The organism is Nocardiopsis flavescens, assembly GCF_900141985.1.
GTDB classification, from domain to species: domain Bacteria; phylum Actinomycetota; class Actinomycetes; order Streptosporangiales; family Streptosporangiaceae; genus Nocardiopsis; species Nocardiopsis flavescens.
On sequence record NZ_FQZK01000032.1, the window covers coordinates 25,727 to 50,027 of the forward strand.

At 75.8% G+C, this 24,301-nt stretch carries 13 protein-coding genes and 1 pseudogene; 2 read left to right on the plus strand and 12 right to left on the minus strand.

Annotation, left to right across the window (positions count from 1 at the left end; translation table 11 throughout):
- Positions 1 to 11 precede the first annotated feature (11 nt).
- Complete coding sequence (locus tag BUE45_RS28520) at positions 12 to 380, plus strand: hypothetical protein (protein ID WP_073384020.1); 369 nt, start codon at positions 12 to 14, stop codon at positions 378 to 380.
- Positions 381 to 486: 106 nt separating this feature from the next.
- Here the strand turns inward: BUE45_RS28520 and BUE45_RS28525 are convergent, their stop codons facing one another.
- From BUE45_RS28525 to BUE45_RS28580, 12 genes are read right to left on the minus strand one after another with little or no spacing between them, the layout of a single operon-like run.
- Positions 487 to 4,347, minus strand: a complete 3,861-nt coding sequence (locus BUE45_RS28525) for an OmpA family protein (protein ID WP_073384021.1) — start codon at positions 4,345 to 4,347, stop codon at positions 487 to 489.
- A 19-nt stretch (positions 4,348 to 4,366) separates the two neighbouring features.
- Positions 4,367 to 4,777: a TadE/TadG family type IV pilus assembly protein gene (locus BUE45_RS28530; protein ID WP_245833522.1), complete on the minus strand. Its 411-nt coding sequence runs from the start codon at positions 4,775 to 4,777 to the stop codon at positions 4,367 to 4,369.
- Positions 4,774 to 5,184: a TadE family protein gene (locus tag BUE45_RS28535; RefSeq protein WP_073384022.1), complete on the minus strand. Its 411-nt coding sequence runs from the start codon at positions 5,182 to 5,184 to the stop codon at positions 4,774 to 4,776. Before BUE45_RS28535 ends, BUE45_RS28530 begins: the two co-directional genes overlap by 4 nt.
- Positions 5,181 to 5,540 (minus strand): TadE/TadG family type IV pilus assembly protein, encoded by a 360-nt coding sequence (locus tag BUE45_RS28540; protein WP_178378684.1) that lies wholly within the window; start codon positions 5,538 to 5,540, stop codon positions 5,181 to 5,183. Before BUE45_RS28540 ends, BUE45_RS28535 begins: the two co-directional genes overlap by 4 nt.
- Positions 5,541 to 5,549: 9 nt before the next feature.
- A complete protein-coding gene (locus tag BUE45_RS28545) occupies positions 5,550 to 5,729 on the minus strand; it encodes a hypothetical protein (protein WP_073384023.1) in 180 nt (59 codons plus the stop codon).
- A 24-nt stretch (positions 5,730 to 5,753) separates the two neighbouring features.
- Positions 5,754 to 6,647: a type II secretion system F family protein gene (locus BUE45_RS28550; RefSeq protein ID WP_178378685.1), complete on the minus strand. Its 894-nt coding sequence runs from the start codon at positions 6,645 to 6,647 to the stop codon at positions 5,754 to 5,756.
- Complete coding sequence (locus BUE45_RS28555) at positions 6,644 to 7,507, minus strand: type II secretion system F family protein (RefSeq protein WP_073384024.1); 864 nt, start codon at positions 7,505 to 7,507, stop codon at positions 6,644 to 6,646. Before BUE45_RS28555 ends, BUE45_RS28550 begins: the two co-directional genes overlap by 4 nt.
- Positions 7,495 to 8,853: an ATPase, T2SS/T4P/T4SS family gene (locus BUE45_RS28560; protein WP_073384025.1), complete on the minus strand. Its 1,359-nt coding sequence runs from the start codon at positions 8,851 to 8,853 to the stop codon at positions 7,495 to 7,497. The genes BUE45_RS28555 and BUE45_RS28560 overlap by 13 nt, the downstream gene beginning before the upstream one ends.
- A complete protein-coding gene (locus BUE45_RS28565) occupies positions 8,850 to 9,596 on the minus strand; it encodes a CpaE/TadZ family protein (RefSeq protein ID WP_073384026.1) in 747 nt (248 codons plus the stop codon). The genes BUE45_RS28560 and BUE45_RS28565 overlap by 4 nt, the downstream gene beginning before the upstream one ends.
- Positions 9,596 to 10,270 (minus strand): SAF domain-containing protein, encoded by a 675-nt coding sequence (locus tag BUE45_RS28570; protein ID WP_073384027.1) that lies wholly within the window; start codon positions 10,268 to 10,270, stop codon positions 9,596 to 9,598. The genes BUE45_RS28565 and BUE45_RS28570 overlap by 1 nt, the downstream gene beginning before the upstream one ends.
- 23 nt (positions 10,271 to 10,293) lie before the next feature.
- A complete protein-coding gene (locus tag BUE45_RS28575; RefSeq protein WP_073384028.1) occupies positions 10,294 to 11,166 on the minus strand; it encodes a hypothetical protein in 873 nt (290 codons plus the stop codon).
- The gene (locus BUE45_RS28580) at positions 11,160 to 11,660 is read right to left on the minus strand and encodes a hypothetical protein (RefSeq protein ID WP_073384029.1); all 501 of its coding nucleotides are present in this window, start codon (positions 11,658 to 11,660) and stop codon (positions 11,160 to 11,162) included. Before BUE45_RS28580 ends, BUE45_RS28575 begins: the two co-directional genes overlap by 7 nt.
- A 602-nt stretch (positions 11,661 to 12,262) precedes the next feature.
- On the opposite strand from BUE45_RS28580, the pseudogene BUE45_RS28585 reads away from it, so the two are divergent.
- Positions 12,263 to 24,301 (plus strand): annotated as a pseudogene (locus BUE45_RS28585) (hypothetical protein); the annotation flags it as partial.

A 24,301-nucleotide genomic window follows, 5' to 3' on the forward strand; every position in this document is an offset into this window, starting at 1 on the left:
AAGGAATGCCGATGTCCAACGACAACCTGACAGTGCTCCCCGAAGAGATGGCGCGCGCCGCGCAGGAGCTGCGCGAGCCGGGCCGCCTCCTGCGCGAGGCCTTCTCCCAGCTGCGGACGGCGCGCATGTCCCTGGGGTCGATCTGGGGGTCGGGCGACGACATCTCCGACGCGCTCACCAAGAACCTCACGCCGATGATCGACTCGCTGGACGAGTACGGCAACGCGCTGCCCACGGCGTTCGACCAGACCGCGGACCGGACGCTCCAGATGTCCCGGAACTACGGGAACTCCGAGGAGTACGCGATCGACGTCAGCGGCGGCCTGGACCACCGGCCGGGGCCCGGCGGGGGCGGCGGCGGAGGCGGCGGCCGGTACTGACGGCACCCCCGGCGCGGGCCACCGCCCGGGCGGGAACGGGAACGGCGCGGAGCGGCACCCCCGGCGGGGGCCGCTCCGCGCCGTTCGCGGACCGGTGCGCGGCGGGTCAGGCGTCGTCGCGCGGCTTCCAGACGCGGCCCCGGCCCGCCTTGTGCGGCTTGGCGGGCTGGGGGCGGTAGGCCGGCGCGGCCTCGGCGTCGTCCAGCGGCCCGGGGGCCGGCTCGCGCTCCACCAGACGCCGCGCCTTCTCCTGGCGGGGGCGGGCGGCGGTCGCGGCGGCCCGGCCCGGACGCATGCCCCGGGGCTCGGCGAGGCGGGCGGGGACCGGGACGGCGGAGGTCTCGGCCTCGCCGTGCTCCGAGGGCTCCGGACGGTCCACCCGGACGACGCGGACCCGGCCCGCCTTGCGGCCGGGGGCGCGCTGGTGGCGGACCTGTTTGCGGGGCTCCTCGGGGGCAGCGGGTCCGGGCTCGCGGCGCGGCGCGGGCGCCGTCGCGGCGGCGGTGCCTCCCCCGGACGGGGCCGCCGCACCGGCGGGGCGGGTACCCCGGCGCACGGCGGGTGCTCCGGCGGCGCGCCCCGCGGCGGGCGGCGCCGCGGCCGGGGGGCCGCCCGAGAGCACGGCGAAGGCGTCGACCGACAGGGCCCCGCCCTCGTCGGAGGGGCGGTCGGCGGCGTCCGCTGCGGCGTGCCCGGTGTCCTCCGGCTCCGCCTCCGGGGCGTCGTCCCGGACCCGTGCGTCCCCGGCGGGGGCGGCGGCCTCGGCCGGAGCGGGCTCCGGGGCGGGCGCGTCCACGGCGGACGGGGCGGCGGCCACGTCCGTGTTCGGGGCGTCGGCGGTCACGGCCTCGTCGGCCCGACCGTGCTCCTCGTGCGCCCGCACCGGGGCGTCGGCGGCGTCCGCCGCGTCCCGGACCGCGCCCGCGTCGTCCGCGGAGGCCTCCGGGGCCTGCGGTTCCACGACGGGTTCGGCGGTGTCCCGCACCGGGGCGTCGGCGGGGTGCGCGGCCTCGGGACGGTCGTCCCTGCCGGGCTCCGCCGGGGCGGCCTCCCCGGCCTCCCGCGTGTCCACGGCGGGAGCGGTGTCGTCCCGCTCCGGAGCGGACGGGGCGCCGCTCCCCCGGACCGGGACCTCGGGGCGGATGCTCCTGCCGGGCCGCACGGCCGGGGCCGCCTGCTCGGCGGTGTCCCGGGGCTCCCGCGCGCCGGTGTCGGCGTCGGCCGCGGTGTCGGGACGGACGCTCCTCCCCGGACGCACGGCCGGGGCCGCCTCCTCGGCGGAGGCCCCGGCCTCCCGCGCGTCCACGGACCGGAGCGCGGCGGAGGCGTCGGGACGGACGCTCCTGCCGGGGCGCGGGACCTCGGCCCCGGCCACGGCGGGCCCCTCGGAGCCCTGCCCGGCCACGGCGTCGGCGGCGGCCTCGCGGCCCGCGGCTCCCCCGGCCGCGCCCGCGGCCCCGGGGCGGATGCTCCTACCGGAGTGCGCGGCCGGGGCCGCCCGCTCGCCGGCGTTCTCCGCCTCCCGCACGTCCACGGACGGGCGATCGGCACCGCCCGCGCGGACCGGGTCCGCGGAGGCGTCCCCGGCATCGGACGCGGTGTCGGCGCCGGAGTCCCGGGCGTCCGCGGCGTCGTCCGCGCGGTCCCCGGCCGCGCCCGCGGCCCCGGGGCGGACGCTCCTGCCGGAGTGCGCGGCCGGGACCGCCCGCTCGGCGGGGCCCCAGGCGTCCCCCGTGTCCGCGGCGTCGTCGGCCTCGGCCCGCAGGCCGTCGGAGTCCTCCCGGTCCCGCGCGTGCGCGGCAGTGTCCCGGACCCGGGAGTCGTCAGCGGCGGGCGCCACGGCGGCGGCCTGCTCGACCGGGGTCTCGTCCCACCAGGAGTCGTCCTCCTCCTCGAAGGCCTCGGCCCGCGGCGGGGCCGTCTCGGCGGGCGCACCGGGGCGTCCGTACTCGCCCTCGCGGAGCGCGCGGAAGGCGGCGTCCACGGAGGCCCCGTCGTCCTGGGACGCCGGCGCCGGAGCGGGCTCCCCGCGGGCGGCCGACACCTCTTCCTCCTCCTCGTCCCGCCGGGACCAGAGGTCGTCCTCGTCCTCGGCCCAGCGGGCGTCCTCCTCGGCCCCGGACTCCGCGGCCTCCTCGTCCCAGGCGCGGGTGAGCCGCTCCCAGACGGCGTCGTCGCCGACCGGGACGAAGGCGTCGTCGTCCTCCCAGTCCTCGGCCACCAGGACCGGGCGCCGCTCGGCCTTCATCCGGCTCCGGGACGCCCGCTGCGGGCGCTCGGACACCGAGTGGTCCGCGGAGTGGTAGGTGCGCACGGCCTCGTGCACCTCCTCGGGCGTCGCACCCGCCCAGGAGCAGTGGAACAGGGTGGCCAGCGGCTGGCTGGTCTGGGAGATGAGCCCGTCCGCGTCGACCACGCAGTTGCCGCCCAGGGGCCAGCTGCCCAGGATGACGGCGGTGATGCCGCGCTGCTGGCCGTGCAGCAGCAGGCCGGACAGGGCGTGCTCGTGCCGGGCGTCCGGCGCGGAGATGATGAGGGCGAGCGGCGCGCGGTCCTCGTCGGCCATGGCGTGCAGCTCGGAGGCGAGCACCGTCAGCGCGTCCTCGGTGGTGGCGACCAGGGTGACCGGCTCGCACGGGTTGTCGCGCAGCAGGTCCCGGCCGGTCTCACCGAGCAGCCGGACGGCCTCGTCGTCGGTGATGAGGACCCGGACCGCGAGCGGCTCGGAGGGGTCCAGGGCGTTGGCGATGAGGCGCCGGGCCGCCGCGTCCGCGCCCTTGCCGGTCAGGCCCAGGCCCGGGACGTGGTCGAGTTCGACGGTCACGCGCTCGTCGATCTCGTCGGCGGGCTCGGGGCGCGGCGGGCCCTGCGTCAGCTCCAGGCGGCGCGGGCGGCCGGTGAGGCGCCGCGGCAGGCTGAGCGCCATCCGCGGGACGAACGACCCGCGCTTGCCCAGGAGGTAGCCGCCGGCGAGCCCGGCGAACCCGACGACCCCGGCGACCGCGCCGTCGGGGATCTCCACGACGACGACCCGGGGGCCGTCGTCCTCGGTGACGGCGGAGGCGTTCTCCACGGTGACGACGGACTGGGCGACCTCGGCCGCGACCTCGGCGCCGTCGGTCGCGGCGGCCTCGTCCTCGGTGTCCCGGTCCTGTCCGCCGCCGGCCTCCTCCTGCGGGGCCGCGGGTGCCGGTGCGGGCGCCAGGGTGTAGGAGATCTCGACCCGGCGCTGGGCCTCGGCGGGCCCCTCCACCTGCTGCTCGGAACCGACGCCCTCGACCTCGGTGTCGGGGGCGTCCTCGCCGAGCTCCTCCTCCAGGTAGTCGGCCACCGCCTGGGCCCGTTCCTCGGACAGCTCCTGGTTGCGGTCGGCGTTGCCGCTGGGGTCGGTGTGCCCGGTGATGGCGACGGGGACGTTCTCGTCCCAGTGGTCGCCGATCATCTCGACGGTGGGCGCGAGGTCCTCGCGCATCCGGTCGGTGAGCTCGGCGGACCCGACGGCGAACCCGCTGACGGTGCGGGAGCGCTCCACGGGCCCCTGCTCGGCGGCGCTCTGCGGGGCGGCGGGGGCGCCGCCCTCGGGGGCCTGCTCCTCCTGTGCGCCGTCCTCCTGGACGACGGTGTCGGCGAAGGCCGCGGCGGGGGTGACCGCCGTGGCCGCGACGGCGGTGGCGGCGATCGCCTGGAGCGGGCCGAAGGGGCGCAGGCGCAGGGGGACGCCCCGCAGCCGCGCCACGACCTCGGCCGCCAGCGCCAGGGCGAACATGCCCCACAGCGCCCACAGCGCGGTGATCAGCGCCGCGGCGGCCACGCCCGGCGGCAGGCGCCATCCGCGCAGGTGCGCCAGGGCCACGTCCCATGACGGGAGCGTCTCGGGCCACGTGGCGTGCCAGAGCAGGGCGTAGGGGATGCCGATGAGGAAAACGAGCGCGAACACGGCCGCGCCGAGCCTGTTCAGAGGGTGCATGTCCGCCTCACAAGGATGCTCAAGGTGTCTGCTGCGTGTAGGGACGCGCGGTGGCGGTCGTCTCGACGGTGGTCGAGCCGGCCGGGAGGATGGTGAAGGAGTAGGGCAGGGAGCAGGTGACGGTGACCGAGTTCCCCGAGACGCTGACCGTCCCGGTGGCCCCCGCGGAGGACAGGAACGACTGCGCGGCGGCGACCGCCGCGGCCGGGTCCAGCGGGACCTCGTCGGCGCCCTCGCGGTAGGTGTTCCAGTCGAGCTGCTGTGCGCCGACCCGGGCCGCCTCCTGGGCCAGGGTCGCGGTCTGGCGGCGGGCCTGGAGGAGTTCGCCGCCCTCGTAGACCAGGCCCAGGCAGACGATGAAGGCCATCGCCATCACCGCCACGAAGGCGCTGACCTGCCCGCGGTCGTCGCGGCGCGTTGCTGCGGTCACGGCGTCCCCCTGAAGGTGTCGACGGCGACGGTGGCGCCGCCCTCGATGGTCTGGCTGCCCGGGAAGGCGACTCCGAGCAGGTCGGAGAAGCTCACGGTGCAGCGGACGGTGACGGAGACCGCCCCTCCGGCGGTGAGACCGCCGTGGTCCACGCTGGTGCTGTGGTCGGAGCAGGCCAGGCCCTGTTCCTGGAGGGTGGCGGCGGCGATGGAGGTCGCCGCCGCCGAGGCGGCCCCGGAGGTGCGCTCCAGGGAGGCCGCGCGCGCGGCTGCGTGCGCGACCTCGCCGACCGTGGTCCTGGCATCGACGACGCGTCCTGCGAACACCATGAGCATGGCGAAGGTCAACAGGATCGGTGCGAGAATCGCCAGCTCCACCGAGGCGGAGCCGCGGTCGCGGTTCCTCACTGCGCCTCACTTCCGGGTACGAAGCGTTCGACGGGGGCTACGGACACGTGCCGCACGGTCCAGGAGACCCCGGGGACGAGGCTGGGGACCGCACCGGTGACGGTGACGGTCACCTCCTCGGCCCCGCGGTCCACGGAGACGCTGACGTCGGTCAGGACGGAGCCGGAGGGCGCGGCCGGGCCGGCCCCGCCCTCCACGGTGCGCGACTGCTCGGCCGTGCGGCGTGCGAGGTCGGCGGCGACGTGCTCACCGTGCATCCACAGGGCGGCCTGGACGACCAGCATGACCAACAAGAGCAACGCGGGGGCGGCGATCGCCAGCTCCGTGCTGCCTCGGTCGTCGTTGTGCTGTCGCAACTGGGACTCCTAGCCGCGTGCAGAGCCGATCTGGGCGATCCACGTATCGGCCACGGCGCCGATGGCGGCGACAGCGGCCAGGGCGATCCCCACGAGCACCGCGGTGATGATGACCGTCTCCGTGGAGTAACCGTCGTCGCCCTTGGGCAGGGTCAGCTCGCTGAGGAGGCGAGCATAGAGGTTCTTCATGATTTCTCTCCGTTATCAGGGGATTCAGGTACTGAAAAGGATGAGGCTCATCGCGGGGTATCCCAGCAGGATCAGGAACCCGGCGAACAGGAGCACTACCGGCAGGCTCATACGCTCCGTCGCGGACTGGGCCTTGGCTTCCACTTCCGCAAGGAACTGCACACGCAGGGTCTTGGCCTTGGCGGCGAGGGAGCTTCGCACGCGCGCGCCGTCGGCACCCGCCAGGTGCAGGCTCGCTGCGAGTTCGTCGAACTCTGGTGTGTCGTACCGTTCGCCCAGGTCGCGGAGCACCTGCCAGATGGGCACCCGGGTCAGGGAGGACTCCCGCAGGGAATCGCGGATGGCGGCCATCGCCCATCCTCCGCTGTTGGCCGAGGCGTCGGTGAGCGCACCGCTGACACCCGCCCCTCCTGCCAGGGAGACGACCACCAGATCGGCGAAGCCCGACAGGGTACGGCGCATCTCCTCCTTGCGCTTGGTCGCCTCGTCGTTCAGGGAGAGATCGGGGGCGAACCACATGAGCACGGCGAAGCCCACCCATGCTCCCAAGGAGATGAGCGCGGAAGGAAGAACGCCGAAGGAGGACAGGAGGAGACCCATGACCGGTGGGAAGAGCAATCCCACCACGACTCCCGCAGCCTTCTCCGCGAGGTAGCCGCCCGGTTCCCGGTCACAGACGCGGAGGTTGCGCAAGGCACGCGGGCCCGGGAGCCCGGCCGCGTGCAGCAGGGGGACGCCGAGCCGCCCGATCCGGGTGAGTATCCCTCCTTCAGAGGCACGGATGACCGGGCTCACCTGGCGGCGGGGGCCGGACAGGCGCTCGGCCAGGGTCGGCCGTACCCAGCGGGCGGCGGCCAGGGACCAGACGGCCAGTCCGAGTGCTGCTCCTGCCAGCGCCGCCGCGATCAGGGGGTTCACTGGACGGCCTCCTTGTTCGGGTCCAGAGCCAGGACTCGCGGCCCGAGGGAGAAGCGGGACATCCGCGTCATCCAGACCACCGCCGTAGCCCAGATGGCCCCGATGATGGCAAGGATGATCTGGCCCAGCGCCGTATCGAACGGCGCCAGGTACTCGGGGTTGAACAGCAGCATGAGAGAGGCCATCCCCAACGTCGCGCCCATGATGATCCTGGAGGACGTGCGCAGCCGCGCCCGGTTCGCCGACACCTTGACCAGCATGGCGGCCTGGTCGCGGGCGGACTCGGCCAGGGCGCCGAGCAGGACGCCCAGGTCCGTGGCGTGGCGGGTGGCGGCCATGGCCAGGGCGGAGGCGACCAGGTCCCCGGTGGGGTTGTCCACGGTCTGGGCGAAGGTGTGGAGCGAGGTGCGCGTATCACGCCCGGCGCGCATGTCCTCGGCCAGGCGCTGGACGGCCTCCCGCAGGGGCTCGGGGGCGATGGGCGCGGTGGCGGCGACCGCCTGGTGCAGGCCCGAGGACCCGGCCATGAGGTCGCGCAGCATCTCGGTCCAGGCGGCGACGGCCTCGACGCCCTCGACCTGCTGTTTGTGCTCGTGATCGTTGCCCAGGACCTGCGGGGCCCACCAGACCGCGGCGGCGGCCAGCGCGGCGGCCACCGGCCAGCCGGTGAAGAGCCACACGCCCACGGCGGCGGCGACCGCGAAGACGATCTTGCCCGGCCGCGGCAGGGGGCGGCCCCGGCCGCGGCGGACGCGGTCGGCGATGAGCGGGGCGGCCCAGACGCACAGCAGGAACACGCCGAGTCCGGCCGCGCCCCCGGCGGCGGCGAGGAGGAAGGTTTCGGTGGTCACCGGGCCCACCCCGCGGTGTCCGCCTGGAGGGCGATCGGGTCGAAGCCGTGGTCGGCGAGCACGTCCAGGGTGTCGGGGCTGGGCGGGGCCGCGGGGAGGCGGCCCTGGCGCGGCGAGTAGCGGTAGATCTCGTTGGAGACCACGTTCTGCCCCTCCGCTCCCACGACCTCGCGCACGCTGGTGACGCGGCGCTCGCCGGTGGGCAGCGCGGAGACGTGGACGACCAGGTGCACGGCCGAGGCCACCAGGGAGGCGGTGGCCTCCAGCGGCAGGCGCTCGGCGGACTGGGCGGCGTAGGCGCCCAGCTTGGTGAACGCGCCCGCGGAGCCGGCCGCGTGCAGGGTGGTGAGGCTGCCGTCGTTGCCCTGGCTCATGGCGTTGAGCAGGGGGACGGTCTCGCTGCCGCGGGTCTCCCCCACGATGACGCGGTCGGGCGACATGCGCAGCGCGGTGCGGACCAGGTCGGCGATGGTGATCTCGCCGACGCCCTCGATATTGGCGGGGCGGGCCTGGAGCGCGACGCAGTCGGGGTGGGCCTCGCGGTCCTTGTCGAGACCCAGCTCGAAGACGTCCTCGATGGTGACCAGGCGCTCGGTCTCGGGGATCTCCGAGGCCAGGGCGCGCAGCAGCGTGGTCTTGCCCGCGCCGGTGCCGCCGGTGACGACCATGTTGCGGCGGGCGCGGACGGCGGCGCGGAAGAGCGACACCAGCGCCGCGTCGAGCGTGCCGAGCTTCTCCAGGCGGCGCAGCGAGGAGTTCGTGTAGCGGTGGCGGCGGATCGACACCGAGGGCTGCCGGGAGACCTCCATGACCGCGTTGAGGCGCTCGCCGCCGGGGAGCTGGAGGTCGAGGATCGGCGCGCCGGGGTCGAAGCGCCGCTCGCCGCTGGTGGACTCCGCGGCCAGGCGGCGGACCAGGGCGATGACGTCGTCGGCCCCGGCGAACAGGCCGGCGTGCAGGCGGCGGCTGCCGTCCGCCAGCCGCACCCAGGCGTCCACGCCGTTGATGTTGATGTTCTCGATCTCCGGGTCGTCGAGCAGGGGCTGGAGCGGTCCGACCCCGGTGACCTGGGCGAGCGCCTTGGCGGCGATGGAGGCCTCGGCGTCGGGGGCCAGCAGGGCCCGGCCCTCGGCCAGGGCCGCGCGGGCGGCCTCGTCGAGGATGTTGGCGATGATCCGGTCGGCGCGGGAACGGTGCTCGGCCGGGGTGTCCGGGTCCTCGCCGCGGGTCTCCTCGCTGATGCGCCGCCCCGCCTCGGAGGAGACGTAGGAGACCCACTGGGACTCCACCCGCTCGGTCTCGGGGTCGAGGAAGCGCTCGACGGCGCGGTCGGCGAACTCGTCGGGCATGCTCACGCGTTCACCCCCGGCGGCAGCGGCGCGTACACCATGTGCTCGGTCGCCGCCGCGGACAGGGAGCGCGCCAGCCGGTGGGCCGCCTTGAACAGGGGGCGCCGCTGGGGCCGGGCGATGTCGCGCTCGCCGCGCAGGAACTCCGCGGAGCGCCGGTCCTCGGGCACCCGCCCCCACACGGCGGAGCCCAGGGCCCCGGTGATCTCGCCGACGCCGCCCTTGCCGCCGCAGACCACGACCCGCAGGTCGCGGGCGGGGAAGGACGGGGAGAGGAGGTGCTCGCGGGCGCGGCGCAGCTCGGTGAGCCGCTCCGAGACGACGAGCACGGCGTGGTCGGCCCGGGCGACCAGGGCGCGGGCCGGGGAGGAGGGGGTGAGGCGCCCCAAGTCCAGGACGGCGACCGGGGCCGCCATCGAGGAGAGCGGCAGGGGGTGCTGGCCCAGCAGGCGCACCGCGCCCTCGGCGGGGTCGCCGGTGACGGGCGCGGCGCTGACCCGCAGCCCGCCGGGCAGGTCCTGGGTGTGGGCGTCGGGGTCGGCGCCGCCGCCCCGGCGCATGGCCGCGGCGAGGCTGGTCAGCCCGGGTTCGGTGGGGATGCGCCGCCAGACCGCGACCGCCCCTCCGGAGGGGTCGGCCTCGACCAGCACCCCGGGGGCGTCCCCGGGCCAGACCGCGGCGAGGGCCATGCCCACGCTGGTCACGCCCGGGGCGCCGCCCAGGGAGAAGACGGCGACCGTGCGCGTCATCACGCGCCCCCGCGCGGGTGGACCTGCACGAGGCTGACCTGGTTCGCGGAGGCGGCGGCGGCGATGCGGGCCGCGTCGGCGGAGGAGACCAGCAGCTCCACGTTGACGGCGCCCTCGACACCCGGGTCGGGGGTGAGGGTGCGCACCAGCGCGAGGAAGGCCTGGGGGGCACCGTCCTCCTGCTGCTCCCCGGCGCTGACGACCACGGACACGTTGGCGCCCGCGCCCAGCGAGGCCGGGAAGCGGCCGGGCTGGAGGGTGGCGCCGACCAGGGCCCGGTCGGACTCGGGGAACGCCGCGTCGGCGCCCAGGGCCGCCTCGGGCAGGACCCCGCCCTGGACCACCGGGAGGGTGAGGGTCAGGCCCACGACCTCCTCCAGGCGGGCGGCGTCCACGAAGGAGAGGTCGGAGGAGACCGACATCTCCGAGACGCGCAGGTCGTCCATGGTCAGGACGTGTCCCGCGGGGAGGTCGGAGTCGGCAACCACCACGCCGGTCCGGTCGTCGAGGCGGTCCAGGGCGATGACCCCGCTGAGCGCGCCCGCCGTCGTCAGGGTGAGGGCCAGCACCAGCCACCGCCAGCGGCGGGGGCCCGCGCCGCTCAGCCGTACGGCGGGGGGCTGCTGCGTCTGCCGCCCCGCCCCGGGGGGCGGGGCCGTCGTCGTCTCGACCACGTCTGTCTCAGTTCTTCTCGGTGTCAGTTGGTGTCCGTGACGAGCCCGTGGGACTCGCGGACCGTGAGGTCGACCTCGGAGGTGCTGGTGAGCTGGTCGAGGGTGCCGCCGCCACCGCCGGAGAAGTCCCAGGTGGTGTCCCACAGGACGCGGACGGTGACGGTGCGCACGCCCTCGGCGCCCGTGTCGGAGGCCGAGGTGTAGACGTACCCGCAGTCGGGGGACTCCGAGGCGGCGTCGTGCGCGGCGGCGTCGAACGGGGTGCCGGGGCCCTCGCACTCCACGGTGGAGCCGTCGCCCATGGTCCACTGGGTGCGGGCCGGGGTGGCGGTCACGGTGAGGGAGGAGTTCCCCAGCTGGGCGGAGGTGGACTCGGCGCCCCAGGTGGCGGGGTCGACCCACAGCCACAGGGGGGTGTTGACCAGGACGAGGGAGTCGGTGCCCGGGGAGGTGGCGATCTGCGGCTCGGGGAGCTGGAAGGCGGCGATGGCCTCGTTGATGGTGGTGAGGGGGTCGGTGCCCTCCTCGCCGTTCTGGCCCGCCTCCGCGAAGATGGCGTCCCAGTCCATGGCGTCCCAGTCGATCTGGCTCCAGTCCATGGAGTCCCAGTCGATGGCGTCCCAGTCGACGTCGGCGTACTCGTCGGAGCCGCCGGCGCCGCCGGTCCCGCCGGAGCCGCCCGAGCCGCCCGAGCCGCCGGTCCCGGGGGTGCCCGGGATCCCGCCGTTCTCCAGGATCCAGCGCAGCAGGATCTGGCAGCCGTTGCCGCCGGAGGTGCCGCACTCGACGCTGCCGAGGAAGGAGCCGTCGTCGGCGTGGGCGGGAGCGGCGCTCAGGGTCGCCAGCACCAGGGCGGCGGCGGCTGCCGCCGCCGCGGGGGGTAGGGGTCTCAACATGATCCGGCCTCCCAGATGCGCAGTTCGGACACGCGCCAGGCGAGCCCGTCGTGGATGAGTGTGGCGTCGACCTTCCGGGAGCCCGCCGCCCCCGGGGCACCGCCGGTCCGCCAGGCGGAGTCGTCCACGCAGTCGGCGACGACCGCGCGTTCGCGGCTCTCGACGGTGAGGACGGGGTCGATGACGGGTTCCCCCTGGGCCGCTCCGCCCGCCGCGGCCTGGTCGAGCGCGGTCCGCATGAGTTCGCGGGCGCCCCCGACGGCGTGGTCGTCGAGAGCGCGCGAGGCGTCCTCGTCTCCGTGGGAGGCCGCGGTCACGGCGTCCCACATGCCGGTGTAGGCCGCCAGGGCGGCCTCTTCGTCACCGGCGGCGGAGGAGGACGGCGACGCGGTTTCGGCGGTGGTGCCGCCCGTTTCGGTCGCGGGCTCGGAACAGCCCGCTACGGCGAGGAGGGCGCAGGCGGCGAACGCCAGGCGGGTCGAGCCGGATCGCATCGCGGCTGTTTCCCTTCGGTGTGCTCCGCCCGGGCGGGACGGGGGGTGAGGGGTGCGGGGGCGCGGTTCCGACCGGTGGGGGGCGGATCCGCGGGGGGAAGGGTCGACGCCGACCGATGTGGTTTTGCGTGTGTTTCACGCTCTCTCAGCGTGAGGATACCGAGAGCGCACAGTACACAACAACCCCCCGGAACAAGAATATAAGCCCCATGCGCGGGGGATAGACCGGAACCGAAAAGCCGACGGTCACCGAGGGCACACACAAACGGGCAAACGGGGCCCGGGAAGGGTTCCCGGGCCGGCTCCGGCGGCGGCCGGTGCGGCGAAGCCCGGACGCACACGCCCGCTCCCCGTTCCTACCCCCCGGCACATGGTGGAACACCCGGCCCACAGGGAAGGTGGCGAAAGGTGAACCCCGGACGATCACCCGGCGAAGCCTCGGACGGCGCGCGGCCGGCCGCACGCCTCTTTCGAACAAAAGCCAACGCTTCCATGACACACCAACACGGACGGAAACTGAAGAACCATCACTTCCACATGGACCGTTCGTAGTGCTAACGTGACCGCTCTCTGCGGTCCGGTCGAGGGGGAGGGGGTCCGGTATGCCGCTGGACCCCAACATGTCCGACTCCCAGCGCAAGGCCATCCAGGTCCTGACCGGCATCGAGGTCCCCTCCTCGAACCCGCCGGCGATGCGGTCGCTGGCGGAGATCTACGACGTCCTCTCCGAGAAGCTGCGCAAAGACCTCACCGAGTTGATGAACACGGTGCGCGGCCGTGTTCGCCGGAACTTCGGCGGGCAGGCGTCGGACTTCTACAACCGTTCGCTCAACCAGTTCACGCAGGGTGAGAACGACTACCTCGGGTCGGCGGCGGGCATCTCGCAGATGCTGTCGGTGGAGCTGCGCAAGGGCGCGGCCAACGCGGAGTACATGTCCGCGATGGTCCTCGTGCAGTTCGCCCAGCTGCTCGTGGAGATCGCGTGGGCGATCGCCACCGCCAAGTTCACCTTCGGCGCCTCGCTGAAGTGGATCCCCATCTTCAAGATGATCCGCAGCCTGGCCATGCAGCGGATCCTCGCCTGGTTCCTCATCACCGTCCCCGGGCACCAGATCATCAGCCAGCTCTTCGCGAGCATGGACAGCGTCATCCAGCGCATCCAGATCGCCAACGGCACCCGTGACACCTGGGACCACGACCTCACCAAGGGCGCCCACATCGGCGGCGTCATCGAGGGCCTGGTCTCGGCGGGGCTCTCCGGGGGCCTGGGCGTCGCGTTCGACCGGCAGATCACCAACCTGATCACCAACCGGATCGACGTCCTGCGCACCCTGCCCGACCCGGTGCCGGTGCCGCCGGTGGGCAGGGGCGTGCCCGACCCGGTCCCGCCGCCCCCTCCCCTGCGCGACATCGACGACGTCGTTCCGCCGCCCGCCAGGCAGCCCGGACCCGAGACCGTCCCCGTGCCGGACGGGCCGCCGCCCCCGCGGCCGGACGTCCCCCCGACCAGGCCCGACACGGACATCCCGCCGCCTCCCCCGCCCGGGGGCCGCCCCGACCCCGAAACGGTCCCCCGGCCCGACCCGACGCCCACGCCGCGGCCCGACCCGGCCCCGGACGGCGGCCCGGTGCCCACGCCCACGCCCGGGAACGCGGGCGGCGGCGGACTCAACCGCGACCTCGCCGACGTGTTCTCCCGGCACCGGGACGAGATGGCGGTCCCCTTCGCCACGAACGCCCCGCCCGGGGCGAACGGGTGGAACAACGCCGCCAACCGCGCCCGGTTCCGCGAGGACATGGCGGGGGCGTTCGAGCGCAACTTCGCCGCCACGCTCGGCGCCGACCAGGCGCGCCGGCTGGGCTCCGACTACGCCGACACGCTGGTGCGCACGTGGGGGAAGCCCGACGCCGGGGCGCAGCTGTCGCGCACCCTGGGCGACCACCTGCCGCCGCCCGTGCGCGACCACCTGTCGCGGCTGCCCCAGGACATGCTCGACCCGGTCTACAAGCACTTCCAGAGCAAGGCCACCTGGGTCACCCACCTGGGGGTCGGCGCGGGCTCGGGCGCCGTCGAGGGCTACCTCGGCGAGGGCCTGGGCAGCGCCGCCATGGGCGAGGGGTTCAAGGCCTCGGTGTACTCCGCCACGTCCGGCGCGAGCATGAACACCATCCAGCAGGTGTCCACCGACTCCGCCCTGGCCGGTATCGACGCCCTGAGCGGCCCGCCCAAGATGCCCGTTCCGGAGGCACCGCCCGCCGCACCGGAGGCCTCCCCCGAACCGGAGCCGGTCACCGACCCGGCGGCGAACCGGACGCCGCCGCAGCCCGCCGAGGGCGCGGGCTCCGACCGCCCCCCGGGCCCCGGCCCCGGGCGCAACGGCACGGACGTCGTCGTCAACGGCGACCCCTCGGGCCGGCCCGACCGCTCCGGCGACCCGGACGGCGACGGCGACGCCGCGACGGCCCCGGACAGGGACACCCGCGAGGACGAGGACGAGTACGCGCGCCCCTCCCGCGGGCAGGACCAGCCGACGGCGCCGCCCGAGACCGGCGGCCCCGCGCGCGTGCCCGAGGCGCCCGCGCCACCGCAGCGCTCCGGGGAGGAGGACGTCAGCGAGACGCCCTCCACCGACGACCGGAACCGGGGACAGGAGGAGCACCGCGGCCCCGAGCAGGACCGGAACCCGCAGCAGGACCAGGACCGGGACACGGACCGGGACGAGGAGCGTGCCCGGACCCCGGAGGTGGAGGAGCACCGCGCCCCCGAACAGGACCGGAACCCGCAGCAGGACCGGAACCGGGAGGAGGGCCTGGACCGGGACCCGCAGGCGCGCCCCGTCCCGACCGCCGACGAGCGGGTCGAGGGACCGGTGGCGGCACCGCCGGTGGGCCAGGTCGGGCAGGGGGGCCAGGGCGGCCAAGGCAACCAGGGCAACCAGGGCAACCAGGGCGGCGACTCGCGCACGCCCCGCACCGGCAACGACTCCCGTTCCGGTGAGGAGCGCCGCGACCCGGCGCCGGTCGACCCGCACGCGCCCGTGGAGCGCGACCCCGCCGTGCAGGACGGCGACGACCGGGTCGGGGCGCCGGCGCCCCCGGTCACCGAGAGCACGCAGGAGCACGGGGAGTCCCCCTCCGCCGAGGCGGACCCGCCCGTCCCCTCCACCGAGAGCTCCGACCGGCGGGACGCGGAGCAGGACACCCGGGACGCCGACGACCGCGACGCCCCCGTGCCGCCCACCGAGAGCACCGGCGACCGGGACGCGGAGCAGGACGGGCGCAACGCCGACGACCGGAACCCGGGCGCCGACGACCGGGACGACGCACGCGACGCCCCCGGCCCGCACCGCGGGGACGGAACGCCGAGCGACACCCCGGTCCCCGACCGCACCGACGAGGTGAACGGGCGGCAGGACGACACCCGGGAGGAGCACCGGGAGGAGCGGGACGCCCCCGAGGAGGAGGGCGCGGACGCCCGCCGGGACGACCCGGCCGTGCCCGCGGACCCTCCCCCGGCCTACTCCTTCGAGGACCAGCTCAACCCGGACCACGGGCGCACCGACGTCCAGGAGACACCGCACACGGTGCCGCCGCCGCTGTCCGAGGACGGCTCCGACGACGACGGCACCGCGACCGACACCGACAGCGTGTTCAGCAGGGACTCGGAGTCCACCGAGGCCGAGAGCCTGTTCGACGACACCGGGGACCTGTTCGACGACGCGGAGGGCACCGAGGCGCCGCCCGCCTACCAGGACGAGCGGTCGGGTCCGCCGGCCTACCCCTACAGCGAACTGCCCGGCTTCCCCGGGGGCAAGGACGCCAAGGCCCCGGTGCCCGCCCCGCCGACGGTCGGCGACCTCAAGTGGCTGCTGAACCCGCACTCCGTGCTGCCCCCGCCCGTGCCGACCACCGTGCAGGTCTTCACCGCCGAGGTCCCGCTGGTCCGGCTCGATAAGAACGGCCGTCCCGTCCCGCCCGGGACCGACCCCTCCCCGGAGGGCGGGACCGGCTCCGAGCGGTCCGGCGGCCCGGTGGAGCGCACGCCCGAGGAGGAGGGCGCGCCCGTCGTCACCGGCGAGGAGGCCCCCGCCGTGCCCGTGGAGGGCCCGCCCCCGCCCCCCGTCACCGAGTCCGGCGTGCGCACCGACGAGAGCGGGACCACCGGGCGCGAGGGCGTGGACAAGGGCAAGGGGCCCGCCACCGAGGACTCCACCGTCCGCGAGGACTCCTCCTCCCGCCGCGACCCGGAGCGCCGCGACCCGCCCCCGGCCGAGGAGGAGACCCGCACCACGCGGGACGACCGCCTCGCGGACGACTCCTCCGAGGACCGCACCCCGCCGCCGCCCGGCGAGGACGGCGAACGGACGCCGGAGCGCACCGCGGACTCCGTCGACCTGGACTACCTGGTCTCCACGCGCTTCATCGACCTCGACGGCGTGCACGTCGACGCCGAGCAGGTGCGCACCGCGATCTCCGAGTCCGTGGACCGCCAGGGCTACCGCGTTCCCCCGAACGTGCGCAAGGAGGCCCTGGACCACTTCGAGAAGGAGATGCGGAGCCGCCCGGGCCTCGGTGCCTTCTTCGGCCGCGACGGGGTCTCCCACACCGTGCGGCACGGCTCCGACCGGTGGGACTTCCAGGTCCGGCTGCGCGGCGACGGCGGGGACGGGGCCGGCGGGTACCGGCGCGCCACCGTCACGGGCGACGGCGAGGTGCGGACGCCGACCATGCGCACCGACGGCGCCACCCACGAGGGCAAGGCGGGCGGGTCCTCCTCGCAGGGGACCAAGAAGGGCCTCAGCACCAAGTTCAACGTGAACCCGCTGTTCCTCTCCGCCACCCCCGACGGGTGGGCCCTCGGCCCGGTCCTGTCCGCGGGCGCCAGCGTGGGGCTGGGCCTGCGGACGATGACGTTCGGCGGCTCCGAGAAGGGCCACACCTCCCTGGAGGTGAAGGGCAAGGGCGCCCCGGAGGTCTACGCGGCCGACCTGCGCGTCCTCGTGGACGTGGCCGCTCCCTTGGGCCGCGTCCCCCTGCCGCAGCCTCCCCCGGACGCGGACGGGGGCGCCCCGACTCCGGACCGCGGCCCGGTCGTGGTGGACCGCGGCGTCGCCCTCGTCGTCCCCGGCGAGGTCAAGCCCCTGTCGGAGCGGGCCCCGACCGCCATGAACTTCCGGCCGCGCCCCGGCGGGGAGGGCACCGCCGGACCCGCCGCCCCGCCGCGCAGGCCGCGCCTGGAGCACGGCGGCCTGCCCCTGTCCGTGTCCTCGATCGTCCCCAAGGGCCCGCAGCCCCGGAACGGCAGGACCTACACCGACCTCGGCTCCTGGCTGGCCGACACGCTGCTGCCGCCGCGCACCGACTCCAAGGGCGCGCCCGCCACGGGCAAGCGCGCCGACGCCGAGCGCTCCTGGCGCGAGCAGTTCGCCGCCAAGCTGGACAACGACTCGATCCGGCAGTACTTCCCCGCCATGGACCAGGGGCCGGTCCGGCTCACCGCCGTGCTGCCCGACGGCCGCGAGCGGGTCGTGCACCTCTCGTCACCGGCCGCGGACTACCGGGCCAAGGGGCACAGCCCCCAGGTGGACGAGTTCGTCCGCCACGACGGAACCGAGCAGACGCGGACCGACACGCAGGGGCGCACGTCCAGGGCGGGCTTCACCTTCGGCGGCGGCTTCGGCATCGAGATGCGCCTGCCCGGGGGCCGGGTGCGCCTGGACGCCCCGGTCGGCGAGTACGGCTACACCCGGACCTGGTCCTCGCAGACGCAGGACTCCTCCAAGACCGGTCTGCGCGACACCTTCGCCATGGCGACCTCGGACTCCGACGACTTCGCCGCCTACACCGTGGACCGCGACCTGGTGGTGGAGGTGGACGGCGAGACCGGGCGGCACGAGTTCACCGGCGAGACCGTCGAACTCCTCTCCGTGCGCGACGCCCGGTCCCTGGACGCCGCGGCGCGGGGCCTGCCCGACCCGCACGCCGCGCCCCGGCCGGGCGCCCGGCCGCCCTTCGACCACCTGGGCGGGGACCGGATCACCCGGTTCGACGGGACGCGCCTGAACGGCTTCTCCTGGCCGCGGACGCCGGGCGACGACGGCGGGACCGCGGAGGGCACTCCCCCCGCCGGGCTCCCCGACCAGGTCACCGAGCACCTCATCCAGCAGGTCCTGACCGGGCTGGCCGAGAAGCTCCCCGGCATCGTGGTGCCGGAGCTGTCCCGGACGCACTCCGACTACGCGCGCCGGCCGGGCCGGGAGAACGCCCCGTACTTCTCCCGCTCCCCGCGCGAGCACTGGGGCCTGCGCCGCAACCGCAAGGTGGCGCGCCAGAACACCGAGCTCGTCGAGCGGATGCTGCGGGAGGAGTTCCTCAACAACAACGGCGACACGCTGGCCTCCCGCGGCGGCCTGGCCATCCACCTCGACGAGAAGGCGGTCATCGACCCCACGCGCACCTTCACCGGCAAGGAGTTCCACCGGCCCGGGCTGGTCACCGTCCGGGTGAAGGCGGAGTTCGGCGCGCTCAGCCACCAGGGGGACAAGGGCGGCAAGGCCGGCATCCGCGTCGGCGGCGCCGCCAAGCAGGAGTCGGGCCGGGGCAAGGGCGCCTCGCACTCGGGGACGCTGACGGCGGGACCGGGCCTGGCCCGCGGCAACCCCGAGGACGCCCGCGGCATGGCCAAGATCATGGGCAGCGGGGGCCTGGCCGCGAGCATCTCGCGGGCCTGGAACAGGGGCCGCTCCCACGGGTTGGAGCACAAGTCCGAGCAGCTCATGCTCTTCCCCGACGGCTCCGAGGACTGGGGCGGCAACGTCCGCTTCACGGCGAGCCTGCACGAGTACGACGCCTCGGAGCAGGTGACGGGCCGGGACGAGAGCGTTCCGCTGCTGAACACGCCGATCGACGCGCGGTACACCCTCTCCACGCCCAAGATGCTCTCCGGCCCGGTGTCCGCCCCGCCGCGGGCCGGGGACGGCGAGGTCGAGGCCCTGAGCGCGGACGACGCGCGGGCCCTGGTCCAGGGCGCCCTGGCGCCGCCCCCGCCGCCCGCTGCCCCCACGCCTCCCGCGCCGGCCGAGTCGGGCGGCGAGGGCCGGACCGAGGGCGGCGACGGCGACCGCACCGACGGGACCCGGGACGACCGCACCGACGGGCGCGGGGAGGACCGCACCGGGGAACGCAGGGGCGAGGACGGCGACCGCACCGAGGGTCGTGGGGAGGACCGCGACGGCGACCGCACCGACAGGCGCGCTGACGAGGACGGCGACCGCACCAACGGGACCCGGGAGGACACCGCCCGGACCCCCGAGCAGGAGCGCCGCGAGCACGCCGCGCGCGAGGACGCCCGCCGGGCCCGCGCCCTGATCGACAACGGCGTGCTGGAGCGCGTCAACAACGACCTGGGGGGCACCCGCGGCGACCTCGGCGGGCAGGCCAAGGGCCTGCTCTCCTCCCCCGTGTCCCGCCTCCAGATCGCGGGCGGGCGCAAACTCCTGCACTTCCTGGACACGCGCGGCGGCCGGTCGTTCTTCGAGCGCCTGTTCTCCCCGACCGGCATGGCCGGGGACCCGGCCACCTTCTCCCCCGGCGGCCAGCGCGACACCGTGGACATGACCGGCGGCCTGCTCTCGCCCAACGACGGGCGGGCCGACCTCGTCACCAAGGCCGATCCCGACCAGGTGACGAAGATGCAGCTCACCAGGATGCAGCCGGTGCTGCACGCCGAGACCTCGGTGAACTCCGGGGCCTCGCACACCGTCACCACCAGCGGGAACGCCCGGATCGGTGCCAACGCGGGCGGCTCCACCAACCCGGACAAGGCCGACGCCGACAGCCCGGAGGACCTCACCCCGGCAGCGGCCCGCGGCCCCATCCCGCTCACCGGCCTCTCGGACACCTGGAACTTCCTGCGGTCGGGCCGGGGCACCGGGGAGACCGGCACCTTCACGTCGTCGCTGATCATCGTCCCCAAGGCCGCGCTGGGATACGCCTTCCAGGTCGGCGGCACGGTCACCCAGGCGGCCCAGATCATGAAGGGCTGGGGGCTGGCCGTCCCGGGCCTGTGGTCCACGCACTACCGGGGCTGGAAGGCGTCGCTCTCCGACCTGGCCTCCGGCTACATCTCCGCGCGCGACGCGCGCCGGGCCGGGATCGTCGTGGACCGCCTGAGCGAGAACGAGGACGGCACGCTGGAGGAGGGCTCCCAGCCCGAGCCCGACGACGCCGGGAACGTCAGGATCCGCGAGGGGTTCGAGCACACCGGGCAGCGGATCCGCCCGGGCGACCCCACCGCGGCGCTGGAGGCGCTGTCCCGCGAGCTGGACCGGCAGGGGTACGAGCTCACCGGCCGCAGCAGGAAGCGGCTGTTCGACAAGCTCACGACGCAGCTGGGCAAGTCCTCGGGCACGAACGTCCCGGTCGCCGTCAAGGTGCGGCCCAAGGGCGCACCGGTCGTCCACGCGTCGTCCTCGGGCGTCGTCCGCGTCAACCTGCGCACGACCGCCCCCGAGGTGGAGTACGTGGGCTCGGCCGACGAGATGGTGGAGTCGCACACCTGGAAGTCCGAGGACGTCCAGAGCCGTTCGCACGGCAGCGGCAACACCGTGGGGGCCGACCACACGCACCTGGGGCCCGCACCGTTCTCGGACCAGTACCAGAGCCCGGACAACCAGCCCGACCACCGGCCGCTGTTCCTGACCGGAGCCGGGGCCGTGGGCCACACGACCTCGCAGGACCAGACCCGCTCCGACACCGAGGAGCGGGTCCGGACGGTGCAGCTGGAGACCGCGGGCCCCTACGCCAAGGTCGTCCAGCAGGGCACGCTCGACCTGAGCATCGAGTTCGACCGGCCCGCGAACCCCGGCAGGGGCCAGGTGCACGTCCCCTTCACCGACAAGGCGGTCATCGGTTTCGACGTCAACGGCGACGCGGGGCCGATCCGGACCCTGTACCCGGCCTCCTACCTGGACTTCTCCGGGGCGGACGCGCCGCGGACCGAGACCGGGACCGGCACCGACGGCGGCCGGCGGATCGGGGGCGGCTCGGCCGACGACCGCCCGGACCTGGCGGACGCGATGCGGGACCGCCTGTCCCGGCACCGCACCCCGGGCTCCGCCGGCCTGGGCGAGGGCATCGTCATGCCGACGGCCGTCGGCACCCACGGGGCCGACGTCCGCGACACCGCGGTCGTCACCATCGCCCGGTCCCTGGGCTGGACGCCCGCCGGCGGCGACCCGGCGCCCGCCCCCGGCGCCGACGGCGGTGCGGGGCGCGTCTACACGGAGCGGGAGATCGCCTCCGCCCGCGCCTTCCTGGCCGACGAGCTGGAACTGGACCCGCGTTACACGCCGATCGACAGCGTCCTGGAGTCCATCGCCCTGAAGTCGCTGTTCTCCGAGGCGCTCGGGGCGGACGACGGCGTGTCCCTGATGAAGATCGGCTCCCTGGACTGGCGCCTGGGCGTGGCGCCCGACCTGCGCGACGCCCGCGTCCTGGACGTGCTCCCCGACTCGCGGCTGAACTGGAGCGACACAGCGGACGGCTCCTCCGAGGACGGCCTGTCCCACAGCGCGGGGGCGACCGCCGAGGGCGGGTTCCGGCCGACCGGCATCAACACCGGGCACCCGACCTTCGCGGACCACGCCGCCGTGATGACCGCCGCGCCGACCGTGGCGGCCACCAGCCCGGCCGGGGGCTCCACCGACGCGAACGGCCTCAAGACCGAGACGCCCCACTCCGCCGAGAAGGAGAAGCGGGGGCCGGTCTACCTCATCGAGTTCGACACCACCTGGCTGCTGGGAGCGCGCTCCGAGAGCGGCCTGCCGTTCCTCAAGGACTCCCACCACCAGCACATCGGCCAGGTCAGCGGCAAGGTGAGCGCCTGGGTGTCCCAGGAGGACGCGGTCCGGCTCGGCGTCGTCACCGAGGCGCACGCGCGCGACCTGGCCGCCAGGGCGGAGGAGGCCCGCCAGGCCGCCGCGACCATGAGCCGCGACGAGCTGTCCTACGACGAGGCCCGCGGCGGGCTCACCGACCCGGTCACCGCCTACCGGGAGGCGCACGCCGCCTACCACGCCGAGCTGGCCCGGAACGGGGACGCGGGCCCCTCCCCCGAGGCCGCCGCCCGGCTGGACGAGGCCCGGGAGAACTACCGTGTCCACGAGGCGAGGTCCGAGGAGCGGCGCGGCGCCTACGAGGAGAGCGCCCGTACCTGGGCCGAATCGGTCACCGCCTCCCGGCGCGCCTACGACTCCCCCGACGCGCTCTTCGAGTCCCGGGTGCAGCAGGACCGCTCCACCGCGGACACGCTCAACGAGCGCGGCGACCTGGCCCGGACACGGATCCAGGAGGCCGCGGACTCCGCCGGGCGGGCGGAACAGGCGCTCGACACGCGCGTTCCGCACCGGGACGGCCTGCTCGACCGGGACGGCGTCACCGCCCACCAGCAGCGCGTGCTGGACCTGCGGACGGCCGTGGAGGCACTGGCCTCCGACACCGGCGCCCCCCGGGACGCGGAGGCCGCGGCCGACCGGCGCGCGCGGCTGGACGCCCTGCTGGACCGGGTGAACACCCTCCTCACCGAGGCCGGGGACCGGCGCGCGGACCTGGCGGAGGGGGCCGACCGGACCCGGACGGAGATCCGGGACGTGCTCGACCTGATCGAGGCCTCCCGGAACGGGACCGAGCGGGCCGCCACCGACCTCGCGGACCTGCGGGCCGCGCGGGACCGGGCCGCGGCCGAGCACGGCCTCCTGGTGGAGGACGCGCGCCGCCGGGCCCCCGCCCCGGCCCCCGCCGAGGAGGGGGCGCCCGCCCCGGCGGCCCCCGACCCCGACCCGCGGCTCACCGACTCCGGGCGGACCCTGGAGGCCCTGGACCTCGACGTGCGCGCCCGCGGCGGCGAGAACGACGCCCTGGGCCCCCGCCTGGACGGCCTGCTGGCCCGTACGGACGCACTGGCCCGCAACGAGCTGTTCGCCCTCCAGGAGCAGCAGCGCTTCCAGGGCGAGCTGGAGCGCATCCTCACCGGCCTGGGCGAGAGGCTGGTCGACACGGCCTCGGCCGAGGTCGCACGGGACACCGCGCCGCCGACCACCGCGCTCGGCCGCCCGGAGCACGGCACCGCCCTGGACGAGGCGACCCACCTGCTGGACCGGCACGGGGCCGACCACCCCCCGCTGCCCCCGCGCGGGGACGGCTTCACCACCCCCGAGCAGGTGGCCGGCCTGGACGAGCGGGTCGCGGCGTTCGAACAGGACGTGCGGGACTTCGCCGCGCAGCCCGAGCGCAGCCCCGAAGCGGTCGCGGAGATGGAGCGGCGGCGCCGGGAGCTGGCCGCCGAGACGGACGGGCTCACCCGGCCGGTGACCGAGCGCGAGGCACAGGTGGCCCCCCGCCTGGGCTCAGCCCGCACCGCGGCCGCCGACGCGGGCGCCCGCATCGCACCGGTGCGGACCGCCGTGGACGGGGCCGACGCGCGGATCGCCGATCTGGGGGCCAGGCTCGACGCGATCTCCGGCCGGGCCGACGCGCTCTTCGGGGACGGCGCCCCGCCCCGGGGCCCCCTGGCCGGGGCCCGCACCGCCGTCGACGGCCTGCGGGGCCTGCGGGACGGCCTGGCCGGCCGGCTGGACGGACCCGAGTCCCGCCACCGGACCCTCACCGAGACGGACATCCCCGCCCTCGCACAGGAGGCGACCGACCTCGCCGGCCTGCACGGCGACCTGGACGGCCTGCGCGACCGGCTGGACCGCACCGACATCCCGGGCCCGGCCACCCGAGGGGACGACGGCACCGACGACGGCGCTCCCCCGCCCGACCGCGGACACGACGCCGGGGACGGCGGGACGACGCGGCGCCCGGACCACGGGGGGGACCGCACGGGCGAGCGCCGCGACACGACACCGGACGAACGCGACGGCGACGGCGACCGGCGGGACAACAGGTCCGCCGACCGGGACGCCCCCCGGGACGGCTCCGGCACGACCCGGGTCCCGGTGACCTCCTCCCGGGACACCGGGACCGACGGCGTCACCGCCGACCGCTCCCCGTCCCCGCGCGGCGCGTTCGACGGCCGGTCCGAGGCCTCCTTCGACGACGCCTCGTCGGTGTCGGACGCCGACAGCGTCTTCAGCACGGCCTCGGACGGCTCCTCCCAGGACGGGCGCAGCGTCTTCGACGGCACCGACGACGCCGACGACCGCGGGCTTCCGCCCTCCTACGACACCGCCGTGGGCCCGGACGGCACCCGCACGGAGACGCCGCACACCTCCCCGGACCCGGCACCGGACCGCCGCGGCGCGGCCGACGAGATCGAGAACGCCGACGGGACGCGGGAGGAGGCGCCCCCGGCCTACGACGCCGAACCCTCCCCGCCGCACTACCCCTACACCGAACTGCTCGACCGCCTCCTGTCCGGCGGGGACGCCAAGGACACCAAGTTCGCCCCCGACCCCGCCGTGGTCGGCGACCTCTCCTGGCCCAAGGACCTGCGGTCCGTCCTGCCCCCGCCCGGGTCCACCGAGGTCCAGGTGTTCAGCGCCCGGGTCCACGACCTGGACACCCTGGGTCCGGACGGACGCTCGCTGACCGGGGAGACGGGCGAGGGCTCGGGCACCCGCCGCGCACCGGCCGAGGAG

Coding starts and splice junctions, on each gene's coding strand:
- BUE45_RS28520 (WP_073384020.1), top strand. CDS start 12: ATGTCCAACGACAACCTGACAGTGCTCCCCGAAGAGATGGCGCGCGCC.
- BUE45_RS28525 (WP_073384021.1), bottom strand. CDS start 4,347: ATGCACCCTCTGAACAGGCTCGGCGCGGCCGTGTTCGCGCTCGTTTTC.
- BUE45_RS28545 (WP_073384023.1), bottom strand. CDS start 5,729: ATGAAGAACCTCTATGCTCGCCTCCTCAGCGAGCTGACCCTGCCCAAG.
- BUE45_RS28565 (WP_073384026.1), bottom strand. CDS start 9,596: ATGACGCGCACGGTCGCCGTCTTCTCCCTGGGCGGCGCCCCGGGCGTG.
- BUE45_RS28575 (WP_073384028.1), bottom strand. CDS start 11,166: ATGTTGAGACCCCTACCCCCCGCGGCGGCGGCAGCCGCCGCCGCCCTG.
- BUE45_RS28580 (WP_073384029.1), bottom strand. CDS start 11,660: ATGCGATCCGGCTCGACCCGCCTGGCGTTCGCCGCCTGCGCCCTCCTC.